This is a genomic window from Nitrospinota bacterium (genome assembly GCA_016217735.1).
In the GTDB taxonomy this organism is placed as follows: domain Bacteria; phylum Nitrospinota_A; class UBA7883; order JACRGQ01; family JACRGQ01; genus JACRGQ01.
The window spans coordinates 21,893-35,090 of the sequence record JACRGQ010000007.1; the positions used below are offsets into that span (position 1 = coordinate 21,893).

Annotated in this window: 12 protein-coding genes and 1 tRNA gene; 4 read left to right on the forward strand and 9 right to left on the reverse strand. The window is 61.2% G+C overall.

What is annotated here, in order from left to right; all coding sequences use genetic code 11:
• The first annotated feature begins 192 nt into the window (after positions 1–192).
• On the forward strand, positions 193–1,359 hold the full coding sequence (locus HZA03_01225; protein ID MBI5636570.1) for an efflux RND transporter periplasmic adaptor subunit: 1,167 nt from the start codon (positions 193–195) through the stop codon (positions 1,357–1,359).
• Positions 1,356–4,433, forward strand: a complete 3,078-nt coding sequence (locus tag HZA03_01230) for an efflux RND transporter permease subunit (GenBank protein MBI5636571.1) — start codon at positions 1,356–1,358, stop codon at positions 4,431–4,433. Before HZA03_01225 ends, HZA03_01230 begins: the two co-directional genes overlap by 4 nt.
• Positions 4,434–4,544: 111 nt before the next feature.
• Here HZA03_01230 and HZA03_01235 read toward each other — a convergent pair whose 3' ends face one another.
• The 9 genes from HZA03_01235 to HZA03_01275 form a co-directional block, all read right to left on the reverse strand.
• On the reverse strand, positions 4,545–4,886 hold the full coding sequence (locus tag HZA03_01235; GenBank protein MBI5636572.1) for a cell division protein ZapA: 342 nt from the start codon (positions 4,884–4,886) through the stop codon (positions 4,545–4,547).
• A 1-nt stretch (position 4,887) separates the two neighbouring features.
• On the reverse strand, positions 4,888–5,163 hold the full coding sequence (locus HZA03_01240; GenBank protein ID MBI5636573.1) for a hypothetical protein: 276 nt from the start codon (positions 5,161–5,163) through the stop codon (positions 4,888–4,890).
• On the reverse strand, positions 5,163–7,550 hold the full coding sequence (locus tag HZA03_01245) for a phenylalanine--tRNA ligase subunit beta (protein ID MBI5636574.1): 2,388 nt from the start codon (positions 7,548–7,550) through the stop codon (positions 5,163–5,165). Before HZA03_01245 ends, HZA03_01240 begins: the two co-directional genes overlap by 1 nt.
• 3 nt (positions 7,551–7,553) lie before the next feature.
• Positions 7,554–8,582: a phenylalanine--tRNA ligase subunit alpha gene (gene pheS / locus HZA03_01250; GenBank protein ID MBI5636575.1), complete on the reverse strand. Its 1,029-nt coding sequence runs from the start codon at positions 8,580–8,582 to the stop codon at positions 7,554–7,556.
• An 8-nt stretch (positions 8,583–8,590) separates the two neighbouring features.
• Positions 8,591–8,959: a 50S ribosomal protein L20 gene (rplT, locus tag HZA03_01255; GenBank protein ID MBI5636576.1), complete on the reverse strand. Its 369-nt coding sequence runs from the start codon at positions 8,957–8,959 to the stop codon at positions 8,591–8,593.
• A 16-nt stretch (positions 8,960–8,975) separates the two neighbouring features.
• A complete protein-coding gene (rpmI, locus tag HZA03_01260; protein ID MBI5636577.1) occupies positions 8,976–9,179 on the reverse strand; it encodes a 50S ribosomal protein L35 in 204 nt (67 codons plus the stop codon).
• Positions 9,166–9,855 (reverse strand): translation initiation factor IF-3, encoded by a 690-nt coding sequence (locus tag HZA03_01265; GenBank protein ID MBI5636578.1) that lies wholly within the window; start codon positions 9,853–9,855, stop codon positions 9,166–9,168. Before HZA03_01265 ends, rpmI begins: the two co-directional genes overlap by 14 nt.
• Before the next feature lie 33 nt (positions 9,856–9,888).
• Positions 9,889–9,963: transfer RNA gene (locus HZA03_01270), tRNA-Val, on the reverse strand.
• Positions 9,964–10,117: 154 nt separating this feature from the next.
• Entirely contained in the window at positions 10,118–12,109 is a 1,992-nt protein-coding gene (locus HZA03_01275; GenBank protein MBI5636579.1) for a PAS domain S-box protein, read from the reverse strand.
• Between the two features lie 557 nt (positions 12,110–12,666).
• Here HZA03_01275 and HZA03_01280 point away from each other — a divergent pair.
• Both HZA03_01280 and HZA03_01285 read left to right on the forward strand, forming a co-directional pair.
• On the forward strand, positions 12,667–12,810 hold the full coding sequence (locus tag HZA03_01280) for a hypothetical protein (GenBank protein MBI5636580.1): 144 nt from the start codon (positions 12,667–12,669) through the stop codon (positions 12,808–12,810).
• 15 nt (positions 12,811–12,825) lie between these two features.
• The coding region (locus HZA03_01285) for a hypothetical protein (protein MBI5636581.1) at positions 12,826–13,198 on the forward strand (373 nt) is incomplete at its 3' end.

Genomic DNA, 13,198 nt, shown 5'->3' on the forward strand with positions numbered 1-13,198 from the left:
CGCCTTGTCAATCCCCATGCGGAATAAGGAAAATAGTGGGGTGCACAAAAAAATATAAGTATACTGGTGCGGTTGTGAAAATGGATTGTGGCCGGGAATGCCCATGCCGGGCGCTGTGGCATGCGGCGGCCTGGTGGAATTCGAGGACGTGAGTGAACCTTTCTTCCCTTCCTTACGTCAAATTATGTCTTGATGGATAATCGGAGGAATACCGTGATAATAACGTACCGCGTCCGCCCCTGCCTGCCCGTGCGCCATTGGGGTTTGGGTGTTCTGCTGGCGGTGGCGCTTGCCGCCTGCTCGAAGGACGCGCAGCAGAACCAGAAAAAGCAGATGCCGCCCGCGCCGGTCAAGGTGGCGGCCGCCGCCAGAAAAGACGTTCCCCTGCGGCTGGAGGTGGTGGGCTCGGTCGAGGCGTATGCCACCGTGTCGATTACGGCGCAGGTAAACGGCCAGATTGAAAAGATTCATTTCAAGGAGGGGGAGCACGTGGAGAAGGGGGCCAAGTTGGTCACCATCGATCCGCGCCCCTTCAAAGCGGCGGTGGCGCAGGCTGAGGCGGCGCTCGCCCGCGATACCGCCCAGATGGAGAACGCCCGGCGCGATGCGGGCCGGTACGAGGCGTTGGCGCGCGAAGGGGTGGTGCCGCGGCAGCAGGCCGACCAGTCCGCCACGGCGGCCGATGCGCTGGCGGCGGTGGCGGCGGCGGACAAAGCGGCGCTGGAAAATGCCCGGTTGCAACTCGCCTATTGCCACATTCATTCCCCCATCGACGGGCAGACCGGCGCGGTGCTGCTGGACGAGGGGAATCTCATCAAGGCCAACGACAAGGCCATCGTCACCATTTTCCAGGTGAAGCCGGTCTACGTGTCGTTCACGGTGCCGCAGGCGCATCTGGCGCCGATCCGTTCCCACATGGCGGAGGGGCGGCTGAAAGTGACCGCCACCCCCGAAGGCGTCCGTGCGGCCGAAGGCGTTCTGGTTTTCATCGATAACGGCGTGGATCCCGCCACCGGGACGATCCGGCTGAAGGCATCGTTCCCGAACAGCGGCGGACGCCTCGTTCCCGGCCAGTTCGTGAACGTATCGCTGACGCTGACCACGGAAAAAGGGGCGTTGACCATTCCCTCCCACGCTGTCATGAACGGCCAAAAGGGGGAATACGTGTTTGTGGTGAAAGACGGCACGGCGGAGATGCGCCCCATCGCCGTCCGCCGCGCGTTCGGCGGCGACGTGTTGATTGAAAGCGGCCTGGAGGAGGGGGAAACCGTCGTCACGGACGGCCAGATACAGGTCATACCCGGCGGACCCGTAAAGGTGGCGGGAAGCGGAGAGAAGGCGAAGGAAGAGCGTCGATGAACATCTCCGGGCTTTTTATCCGCCGCCCGGTGATGACCACCCTCGTCATGGCGGCCATTCTCCTGTTCGGCATCATCGCGTATAAAAAGCTGCCGGTCAGCGACCTGCCCAACGTCGACTTTCCGACCATCACGGTGAGCGCCAACCTGCCCGGCGCCAGCCCCGAAACGATGGCTTCCGCCGTCGCCACGCCGCTGGAGCGGCAGTTCTCCACCATCGCGGGCGTCGATTCGATGACCTCCACCAACACGCAGGGGATAACGTCGATCACTCTGCAATTTAACCTTGACCGCAACATCGACGACGCCGCGCAGGATGTGCAGGCGATGATCGCCAAAACATCGAGGAACCTCCCCGCCGATATGCCCAGCCCCCCTTCGTACCAAAAAGTTAACCCGGCCGACCAGCCGGTCATTTACATAGCGCTCAGTTCTCCCGTGTTGCCGCTCCCCCGCGTGAACGAATATGCCGATACCATGATCGCGCAGCGCATCTCGATGATAAGCGGCGTGGCGCAGGTGCAGATATACGGCTCGCAGAAATATGCGGTGCGGATAGGACTGAATCCGGACCGGCTGGCCTCGCTCGGCCTCGGGCTGGATGAAATATCCCGCGCGGTGGATCAGGGCAACGTGAACCTCCCCTCCGGGATCATCGACGGCCCCAAGCGCGCCTTTACCATCCAGACGGAGGGGCGGCTGCTCAACGCCGCCGCGTTCCGCCCCCTCATCGTCGCGTACCGCAACGGACGGCCCGTGCGGCTGGAGGAATTGGGCAACGTGATAGACGGCGTGGAAAACAACAAGCTGGCGAGCTGGTATACCGACACGCGCGCCATCGTGCTGGCCGTTCAGCGCCAGCCGGGAACCAACACCATCGAGGTGGTGGACGCGATACGGACGCTGCTGCCGAAATTCCGCGCGCAGATGCCGGCCTCGGTGAAACTCGACGTTATTTACGACCGCTCCGAGTCCATCCGCGCGTCGGTTCAGGATATCAAGTTCACCCTCGGCCTCACCGTGGCGCTGGTGGTGATGGTGATCTTTCTGTTCCTCAAAAACGTTTCATCCACCGTCATACCCAGCCTCGCGCTGCCGATGTCGATCATCGGCACGTTCACCTTCCTCTACCTGTTCGGTTACAGCATCGACAATTTTTCACTCATGGCGCTCACGCTTTCGGTCGGATTCGTGGTGGATGACGCCATCGTCATGCTGGAGAACATCGTCCGGCACATGGAAAAAGGGGAAACGCCGTTCGAGGCGGCGGTGAACGGCTCGCGCGAGATCGGCTTCACCATCCTTTCGATGACGTTGTCGCTGGTGGCGGTGTTCATCCCGGTGTTTTTCATGGGCGGCATTTTGGGGCGGCTGCTGCACGAGTTTGCCGTTACCATCGTGGTGGCCATCCTCGTTTCCGGCGTGATCTCGCTCACGCTCACGCCGATGCTGTGCAGCCGGTTCCTGCGCCACGAAGGGGCGGAAAAACACGGCAAGCTCTACTGGCTGCTGGAAAACGGGTTCAACCGGATGCGCGATGCCTATGAAAAAAGCTTGCAGTTCGTGCTGCGCCACATGCTGGCGGCGGCCGTCATCTCCGTGCTTATCCTTGTGGTCACGGTTGTTCTTTTCATGCGGATGCCGGGGGGCTTCCTCCCTTCGGACGATACCGGGCAACTGTTCGCCTTCACCGAGGCCCGGCAGGGGATAGGATTCGACGACATGATGGAGCACCAACGCCAGTTGGCGGCCATCGTCAAGGAAGACCCAAACGTGGAGGGATTCATGTCGAGCATCGGCGCGGGCGGGCCGAACTCGTCGGTGAACACCGGGCGCATGTTCATGCGGCTGAAGCCGCGCGATCAACGGAAATTAAGCGCCGAAGAAGTGGTGCAGGAGTTGCGTCCCAAGCTGGCGCGGGTGCCTGGCATACGGGCCTTCCTCCAGGTGCCGCCGCCCATCCGGATCGGCGGCAGCCTCACCAAAAGCCAATTCCAGTACACGCTGCAAGGGCCGGACATCGCCGAGCTGTACCGCTATTCCGCCGTGCTGGAAGAAAAAATGCGCGCGTTTCCGCAGTTGCAGGACGTGACCAGCGATCTCCAGATCGTCAACCCGCAGATCAACGTGGAACTCAAGCGCGATGAAGCCGCGTCGCTCGGCATCAACGCCGCGCAGATAGAGGATGCGCTCTACTCGGCATACGGCGCGCGGCAGATTTCCACCATCTACGCGCCGGATAACCAATACAAGGTAATCATGGAGCTGGCGCCGGAGCATCAGCGCGACCCGTCGGCGCTTTCCGCGCTGTATGTACGCGCCGCCACGGGCCGCCTTGTGCCGCTGCGCGAGGTGGCCAACATCACGCTGGGGACGGGGCCGCTCTCCGTCAACCATCTGGGGCAGCTCCCGGCGGTCACGCTGTCGTTCAATCTGAAGCCGGGGGTCTCGCTGAGCGAAGCGATGGCGCCGGTCGAGGATGCGGCGCGGGCGACGCTCCCCGCAAGCATCAGCACCGGTTTCCAGGGATCGGCGCAGGCGTTCCAGTCCTCGTTCAAGGGGATGTGGATAATGATATTGATGGCGATATTGGTGATCTATATCGTGCTGGGGATACTCTATGAAAGTTTCATCCATCCGCTGACCATCCTTTCCGGCCTGCCATCGGCGGGGCTGGGGGCGGTGGTGACGCTGATGCTGTTCCACAAAGAGCTGAACATCTATTCGCTGGTGGGGGTCATTATGCTGGTCGGCATCGTGAAGAAAAACGCGATCATGATGATCGATTTCGCGCTGGCGGAACAGAAGAAGGGTGCCGTCACGCCGCTGGAGGCTATTTGCCAGGGGGCCATCATCCGGTTCAGGCCCATCATGATGACCACCATGGCGGCGCTTATGGGTACGCTGCCGATAGCCTTGGGGATGGGGGCGGGGGCCGAATCGCGCCGCCCGCTCGGCATGGCGGTGGTGGGCGGTCTGCTCTTCTCGCAGTTATTGACGCTGTATATCACGCCGGTGGTATACGTCTATCTCGAAAAATTCCAGTCCGCCTTCAAGCGCCACTTCGCCTCCTGACCGTTGCGCGGTGGGTACCCCATTTATTGGGTACATCGGCCCAACGGGCCGACGCTCCCTTGGCGCTTCGCGCCAATGTGCGGCTGAAGCCGTATCTGCCGGGGACGGGGGTTACAGGACGTTGGGGTTGATGGTGTGGGCCGGCTGTTCGGTCTCGGCCTCCGCGGCGTCCTTTTCGGCTTTGTCCAAAAGTTCCATGAGGCGGATGATTTCGGCTTCGGCGTCCGGCTGCGGCTTGCCGGCGGCGCCGCGTTGCTGGTGATAGTTGTGCGCCAGTTGCAGCAGGGTGAGCACCGAAAGGCCGAGGTAATCGGTGGAGCCGGTGGCGGCGGCGATGTCCTTCATTTTCTGGTCGCAATACTTTGCCAGCGTGCGGGTGTATTCTTCGCCGAACGGGCTTTGAATGCGGTATTCGCGCCCGTGGAGCGTGATCGTTACGTCTTTCGCTTCCATCTCAATCCTGGTAGAACTTTTCAAGGCGCGCGGCCATTTTTTCCACCTTCTCCTTGATGACCTTCCGCTCCCCCTTCATCTTTTCGACCTGGCGGGTGAGGTCCAGCACGTTGGCGCCTTCGGCGCTGGACGCGCCGGGCATGGAGAGATTTTTGATTTTCACTTCGGCGGCCAGCAGCAGGCGCTTGAGCCGGGCGTTCTCGCGGCGGCAGACGACGTATTCCTTCGAAAGCCGTTCCACCTTTCCGGCCAGTTCTTTCAGTTTCGATTCGGCCATTACGCCCTCAGTTCCGCGCCATGTTTTTCGCCCACCCGTTTCAGGATGGCGGCCATGAGGTCGTCGCCCGCCTTGTCGGTCAGCGTCTGTTCCGGATTCTGGATAAAGAGCCGGAACGCGAGGCTTTTTTTCCCCGCCGGCACCTGCGGCCCCTGATAGAGGTCGAACAGGCGGCAGTGGCGTATCAGGGCGCGGTCGGTGTCCAGAATGGTTTCCACAATTCCCCCCGCTTCCGTCCGTTCATCGACTATCAGCGCCATGTCGCGCTTGATGCCGGGGAACCGCGGCAGCGGCTCCACAGGGGCGTACCCCTTGCCTCCGGATTGTATCAGAGCGTCCGCCGATAATTCAAAGCAAACCATCGGCGCTTCAATGTCGAACCGTTGCAGCGCCAGCGGGTGCATCTGCCCCATCACGCCGATGACGGTACCGCCCAGGCGGATTTCCGCCTGCCGGTGCGTGTACAGATACGGCCGGCGGCCGGCGCCGGCCGGCCGGACGAACGCCGGTTCCGCGCCGGCAAGAGCTTTAACCACCTTCTGCAAAATCCCCTTGAGACGGAGGAAATCGCGCGGGATGCCGGTTCCGAGGATTTCCTCTTTCCCCACCGTCATGAGCGCGGCGCAGTGGAATTCCTCATGCACTTCGTTTGCCGCGCGGGAAAAGACCGCGCCGGTTTCAAACAGCGAGAGCGTCTCTTCCCCCCGGCGCAGGTTGAGCACGGCGGCGCCGAGCAGGCCGGGCAGCAGCGCGGTGCGCAGCTCGCACAGGTCGGCGTTGATGCGGTTTTCCATCGGCACCGGCTCTTTGCCCGAAAGGCCGAGCGCGGTGCGCCATGCGGGATTAATGAACGAGTAGCTCAGGGTCTCGTAAAAACCGGCGGCGGCCAGCAGATCGGCCATGCGGCTGCGAGCGCGGTAGGTTCCCCCGTCCGCCGTTTCATGCTGCGCCAGGCGCGGCGCGGTGGCGGGGATGTTCGCGTATCCGTGGAGGCGGGCCACCTCTTCGATGAGATCCATCTCTATTTTGACGTCGTGCCGCCATGACGGCGCGGTTATGGCGAACAGCCCTTCCCCTTCCATCTTGCAATCGAAGCCGAGGGAGCCGAGATGGTCCAGTATCCGTTGGTCGCCGAGGGCGAGGCCGAGGGTGTCGTTCACTTTGGCGGTGCGCAGGCGGATGGCGGGCGGCTGCGCTTGCGTGGGATACACATCGGCGAAACCGCCGGTTTTTCCGCCGGCCGATGCGCCGATCATCCGCGCCGCCAGCAAGCTGGCCGCCGCCACCCCCCGCGGATCGACGCCCCGCTCGAAGCGGTAGGATGATTCGGTGGATACCCCCAGCGCTTTGGCGGTCTTGCGGACGCAGACCGGGTCGAAATAAGCCGCTTCGAGAATGATCTCGGTGGTGTCCGGTTTCACTTCGCTGTTGAGGCCGCCCATGACGCCGGCCAGCGCCACACCGCGGTTGGCGTCGGCGATGAGCAGCGCGGAGGCGGGCAGCTCATGCACTTTGCCGTCCAGCGTGGTGAACCGCTCGCCCGCGTGGGCATTGCGCACGATGATCCGGTCCCCTTGCAGGTCGCGCCGGTCGAAGGCGTGCAGCGGGTGGCCGGTTTCCAGCATGATGTAGTTGGTGGCGTCCACCACGTTGTTGACCGGGCGGACGCCGGCGGCGAAGAGGCGGCGGCGCACTTTCAGCGGCGAGGGGCCGACCGTCACGCCGCGTATTTCGCGGGCGGTGTAACGCGGGCAGCCGTCGTTGTTTTCCACATAGACGCTGAAGCCTTCAAGCCCGGTTCCCCATTCCCCCATCGTATCCGGGAGTTTCAGCTTTCCGCCGGAGATGGCGGCCGCCTCGCGGGCAATGCCCCACACGCTCAGGCAGTCGCCGCGGTTCGGCGTGATATCCACTTCCAGGATCACGTCTTCCAACTCATACAGGCCGGCCAATTTCCCGCCGAGCGGGGCGCCGTGTTGCAGCACCATGATGCCGTTTGATTCGGCGCTGATGCCCAACTCCGCCTCGGAGCAGATCATCCCGGACGATTCGACGCCGCGGAGTTTCCGTTTTTCGATAACCATGCCGTTGGGGAGTTTCGCGCCGATAAGCGCCACCGCCACCCGCTGATCCCGTTCCACGTTCGGCGCGCCGCAGACGATCTGCAGCGTGGCGCCGTTGATGTCCACCTCGGTCACGCGTATGTTGTCGGCGCCGGGGTGCGGTGAAACGGAGACCACCCGGCCGACGACCACGTTGTCGTACGCGCCGCGCAGATCCCGCACGATGTTTGTTTCAAGGCCGGCCGAGGTAAGCCCCGCCGCCAGCAGCTCGGGGGAGAGGCCGTGCTCCACCCAGTCGTTGAGCCAGAGATAGCTTAAGCGCATGGCTTAAAACTGCCTTAAAAAGCGCATATCGTTTTCAAAGAACAGGCGGATGTCGTCCACGCCGTATTTCCGCATGGCGAGCCGCTCGATACCCATGCCGAAGGCGAAGCCGCTCCATTCGTCCGGGTCGATATTGCTGGATTTGAGCACGTTGGGATGTATCATGCCGGCCCCCAACACCTCCAGCCAGCCGGTGTTTTTGCAGACGCGGCACCCCGCGCCGCCGCAGATGACGCAGGAGACGTCCACTTCCGCCCCCGGCTCGACGAACGGGAAGAACGAAGGGCGCAGGCGCACCTTGGTTTTCGGCCCGTAGAGGCGGTGGATGAATGTTTGGAGCGTCCCTTTCAGGTCGCCCATCGTCACCTTGCGGTCGATGGTGAACCCTTCGACCTGGTGGAAGACCGGCGAGTGGGTGATGTCGCTGTCGCAACGGTAGACCTTGCCCGGCGCGAGAACGGAAAGCGGCGGGCCATAGCGCTCCATGGCGCGCGGTTGCACCGGCGAGGTGTGGGTGCGGAGCAGGCGCTTGATGTCCGGCAGGTGGAAGGTGTCCTGCATGTCGCGCGCGGGGTGATCCGGGGGGAAGTTGAGCGCCTCGAAGTTGTAATAATCGCTCTCCACCTCCGGCCCCTCCTCGATCTGGAACCCCATGCCGGTGAAAATGCCGACGATTTCGTCCATCACCGCGGTAAGGGGGTGGCGCGCGCCGAAAGCCGGCTCGGCCCCGGGAAGGCTGATATCGAAAAACTCGCCGTCGATCTCTTTTTGGATTTTTTCGACTGTGAGTTTTTGCGTGGCGCCGTTGATGATGGTTTCGACGGCGGCGCGGGCCTCCTGGAGCAGCTTGCCCGCTTCGGGCTTTTGCTCCTTCGGCACGCCCGCCATCTCCCGCGAGAGGAGCGGGATGATGCCGCTCTTCCCCAGATATTTCACCCGGAGGGCGTCGAGCGCGCGCTCATCCTCCGGGAAGGGAATGGACGGAACCCGCCCTTTGAGTTCGAGCAGGCGGGCGATAAGGTCGGCTGCCAAGGTGAACCCTAGGCAGCCTTCTTGACGAGACCTTCCTTGGCCTTTTTCACGACCTGGCTGAACGCCTGCGGTTCGCGCACGGCCATATCCGCCAGTATCTTGCGGTCCAGCTCGATCCCGGCGTGTTTAAGGCCGTTGATGAGTTGGCTGTAGCTCAAGCCTTCGGCGCGCGCGGCCGCGTTGATGCGGACGATCCAGAGCGAGCGGAAGTCGCGCTTGCGCACTTTGCGGTCGCGGTAGGCGTATACGCCGCCGCGGATGACGGTCTGCTTGGCGTGCTTGAATACGCCCCGGCGGGATCCGACAAACCCTTCGGAAGCCTTCAGTATCTTCTTTTTGCGTGCCCGTGAGGCGGGACCGCCCTTTACCCTTGCCATTGTTTTCCTCCTCGCTTCAGAACTGGTACGGCATCATTTTTTTAATTCGTTTCAGGTCGCCCGGATGTTCCACTATCGTGGTGCCGCGGGCCTGGCGTTTGCTTTTCGCGTTCTTATTGGACAACAGGTGGCGCGTATTGGCGTTTTTCTTCTTCACCTTGCCCGATCCGGTCACCCTGAACCGCTTCGACGCGGATTTCTTGGTCTTAATCTTCGGCACTGACTTCTCCTTCCTTCGGTTGGACTGGTTTCTTAACTTCTTCGGCCGCGGCCTTTCCCGCCGGCTTGGACGCCGCCGCTTTGGGCGCCGCCGGTTTGCCCTTCGCGGGCTTGGGCTCCAGCATGATGCTCATCGTGCGCCCTTCCAGCTTCGGCTGCTGCGTCACGAAGGCAAACTCGTCGGTGTCTTTCACGTACCGGTCCAGCATCGCCCTGCCGAGGTCGGCATGGTCTATCTGGCGTCCCTTGAAAAACACCGTCACTTTCGCCTTATTCCCTTCGCCCAGGAAGCGCATGATATGAACCAGCTTGAACTGGTAATCATGCTCGCTCGTCCGGGGGGTCAGTTTCACTTCTTTGACCTTTATTATTTTCTGGTGCCTCTTCGCCTCGTGCGCCTTTTTGTTCTTCCGGTACTTGAATTTTCCGTAATCCATGTACTTGCAAACCGGCGGCTTCGCCTGCGGCGACACTTCGACGAGGTCAAGCCCCCGCGAGTTGGCCTGGGCCACCGCCTCGGAGGTACGCATGACGCCAAGGTTTTCACCCTTTTCGTCGATTACCGTTATTTCCGGCACGCGAATCTGATTGTTAACCCGTAACCCGTCCTTATCAACAACGCGGAAATTCTTGGACGCGCCAAAACCTGGTTTGGGCCCTGTACCTTCAGATCCAATCGGCAATGGCGTCCTCCTCAAAAAAAATAATAATGGTAGGAACGGGCGGTCTCGAACCGCCGACCCCTTGCGTGTCAAGCAAGTGCTCTACCCCTGAGCTACGCTCCTGACTATGTCGCAATTATACAGCCTCTTCCCCGGCTTGCGGTAGAGTCCCCGCTCTCCGGATGAAGCGCGTATTATACCGGGTTTACTTTTATTAGCAAGCGCGTATTTGGCGCCGGCCGCGGGGATGCTTTTCCGGCATCCGCGGCTTCCCCGTTCAGTTTTCCACCGGGCGATAGGGGAGTGTGACGGTGAACTCCGACCCCCGCCCCTCCGCCGACTCCACGTTGATGGTTCCCCCCATCGCCGTTATCAGCTTTCGGGAGAGCGTCAGCCCCAGCCCCACCCCTCCCTGCGCGCGGGTGCTGCCGCCGTCGAGCTGGCGGAAGGCGTCGAATATCGCTTCGCGGTCCTTCGCCGGTATCCCGATCCCCTCGTCCCTCACGCGGAAGAGCAAATGCCCGTTCGCCGCCGCCGCGGTGGCGCGCACCTCGCCGCCGGCGCTGTATTTGATGGCGTTTTGAATGAGGTTGTACAGCACCTGTTCAATCCGTGACGTATCGCCGAGGAAAAAAATGTCCGCGTCCCGCAGTTCGTCGATATTGGTCGTCAGCCGGATTTTTTTATCGCCGGCGGCCGCGGCCAGCCGGTTGGAGACGGAATGGAGGATCATCCGCGCGGACGAGATGTGTTCCTGCAATTTCAACTGGCCCGCCTCCAGCGAGCTCATATCCAACAGGTCGTTGACGAGCTGGAGCAGGCGTTCCCCCTGCCCCACCACCACCTCGTTGAACATGCTGATTTCCGCGGCGGCCTGTTCCGCGCGGCTCGACATTTCCTCCATCTCGTCCGGCGGCAGAGCCACCGTCACGCTCCGCTCGCCGCCCGGCGCGGCGCGGTGATGGATGGTTTTCAGCGCGCCCATCACCTCATCCATCCGTTCCCTGGCGATGCGGGAATATCCCAGCACGGAGGTGAGCGGCGTACGCAGCTCGTGCGACATGTTCGCCACAAATTCCGATTTCAGCCGGTTCGCCTCTTCCGCCTTCCTGCGTTCATCCCGCGCATCCTCCAGCGCCTCCACCGTCTGCCGCACCAGTTCCATCTGCGCCTCGGCCTGTTCCTTCATCAGTTTTTCATGCGCCCGTTGCGCCGTCATGTCGCGGTATATCCCCTGCACCAGGCGGCGGCCTTCCACCGCTATCACGGAGCAGCGAAGGTCCACCGGAATCTCAACGCCATCCCCGCGCCGGAGGATGATGCTTTTCGGGCTCTGGCCGGTTTCATCCGGCCCGCCGCGCGCCACCGTTTCGGCGAACATGGCCGCATACCGCTCCCGTTCGGCATCGGGAAAGAGCGCGGCATGGGGTTGTCCCACGATTTCCCCGCGCCGCATACCGAGCAGTTCTTCCCCCTTGCGGTTGATCTCCACCACCAGCCCGGTATCGGCGTCGGTGATGATGACCGTGTCCCCCGCCTGCTCCATCAGTTTTTTGTATTTTCCGCGCTCCTCGCCCAGCGCGCGGCTGACTATCGCGGCCCGTCCCGCGGCGGCCAACTCCATCAGCCCCATCAGAAAAACCAGCGTCTCCAGCAATATTACGCCCCTTGTCGCCTTGCTCCGCACGCTATTCCGCGCGCGGGAATCCGCTTCGGCGTAACGGTCGAAATCGGCCTTGAGGCGGCGTATTTCCGCGTTTATCCGCCCTCCCAGCTCATCATGGCGGCGCCGCAGGGAGGAAAGTTCATCAAGCATTGTTTCGATGTTGGCCGCTTTTGTGCCGTGCGGCCCGCCGCGCACCGTATTCAGCACCCGCGCCATGGCGGCTTCATACGCGGCGGCCTCGGCGTCAACCTCCTGGCGGAAACCGGGAGGGAGTCCGCCCCCTTTTTCATTTAAAAACCGCAGCAACGCGTTTCGCGCCTGTTCCGCCGCAAGCAATTCAACGTTGATATAACTTTCCGCCCGCGCGCGCGGGAGTCCCCCGCTTTTGAGCAACATGCCGTAGAACAGGATGTCGTGCGCGGGATTGAAGCTCTGTTCCATCAGCCCCAACGATTCGGTGAGGAGGGAGATTCCGCTGTTCCGCGCATTGCGCTCTTGGTCGCTATTCTCGATCTGCCGGAAGCGGAGCACATTGATGTAAAGGTACCCGGCGGCGAACGCCACCATCAGGAACAGGGTTAAGATGATGATGATCCGGCCCACCGGTGTACGGCTCCCGGCGCGCAGCCACTGACCCACGCCCTCATGCCGGGATGATGATCCTGATACGCTGTTTTGCATACTTTACGCGGTACGCATATTCCCGCGTCTCTCCCATTTTACAAAGTTGAGGCAATGTAACGGACTATTTCACCCGCCCATTATCCACCGAAAGCGGTCTGACAGCAACGGGCGGTCAAGCTGGGCAGTGGGTCGGTTTGAAATTCTAAATATTTTCCCCCTTGTTCGCGGAGCGGACATAAGGAGACCCGGAAAGAAATGTTCAAACCGGGCCGGCTCCACCGAAGTGGGAAGAGGGTGTGCGGGGGGACTCCCCCGAACAGGCGGGAATTAACCCCGCCCTATCGTGAATAACGCGGGTTAAATATCGGCTTCGAAGCCGGCGGCGTTCTCGGCTCTGTCATGCCCGCGCAGGCGGGCATCCAGCGTTCTTTCCCTTGAACTTTCTCGGCAGTGGCGACACTCTTGTCGCCATCCTTACGGCGGCAAGAGTGCCGCCGCTACCAATAAACAAAAGACGTGGTAATATCATTTACATCATGCGAAAGAACATGAAGCTGAAAAAGCGCTCCTGCCCGCTCTGCAAGCCGCACAAAATGGGCTGGGAAAACCGCTGGAAGGCGAAGGAACAGGGCCGGATGAAAGCCGATGCCACAGAGATGCGGAAATATTTAATGCACTGATTTAAAGGCGGACAGTTGCGGACAATAAACAGAATCCAAGAAATTAAAGAAGAACTCTTCCAGTTTGACCCGGCTATTGCAAATAATTTTAAGAAGCATTTTTCCGCCGAAATTGACAAGTTTGCCGAAAAAACCAACAAGGCGTTAACGGCATATGAGCAGCTAGACTCCACAAGCACCAGCAACGAACAGAACGCGTATATCGCCGCATTTATTTTCTACGCAATTCATTGTCTAATTGCTTCTGAAAAACTGCTTATTCATGGATATCCAGTTCCCTCTGGAAACCAAATGAGGACGGCGATGGAATCGCTTGCAATGGCCATTTTGTGTTCGGCGAAGAATATGCCCTATTACAATGAAATCAAGGATGACAAATTCAAAACTA

What these genes read in the sequence shown, in the direction of transcription:
- HZA03_01230 (MBI5636571.1), top strand. Translation starts at nt 1,356, where the DNA reads ATGAACATCTCCGGGCTTTTTATCCGCCGCCCGGTGATGACCACCCTC.
- rplT (MBI5636576.1), bottom strand. Translation starts at nt 8,959, where the DNA reads ATGGCAAGGGTAAAGGGCGGTCCCGCCTCACGGGCACGCAAAAAGAAG.
- HZA03_01245 (MBI5636574.1), bottom strand. Translation starts at nt 7,550, where the DNA reads ATGCGCTTAAGCTATCTCTGGCTCAACGACTGGGTGGAGCACGGCCTC.
- HZA03_01235 (MBI5636572.1), bottom strand. Translation starts at nt 4,886, where the DNA reads ATGGAAGCGAAAGACGTAACGATCACGCTCCACGGGCGCGAATACCGC.
- HZA03_01240 (MBI5636573.1), bottom strand. Translation starts at nt 5,163, where the DNA reads ATGGCCGAATCGAAACTGAAAGAACTGGCCGGAAAGGTGGAACGGCTT.
- HZA03_01280 (MBI5636580.1), top strand. Translation starts at nt 12,667, where the DNA reads ATGCGAAAGAACATGAAGCTGAAAAAGCGCTCCTGCCCGCTCTGCAAG.
- HZA03_01225 (MBI5636570.1), top strand. Translation starts at nt 193, where the DNA reads ATGGATAATCGGAGGAATACCGTGATAATAACGTACCGCGTCCGCCCC.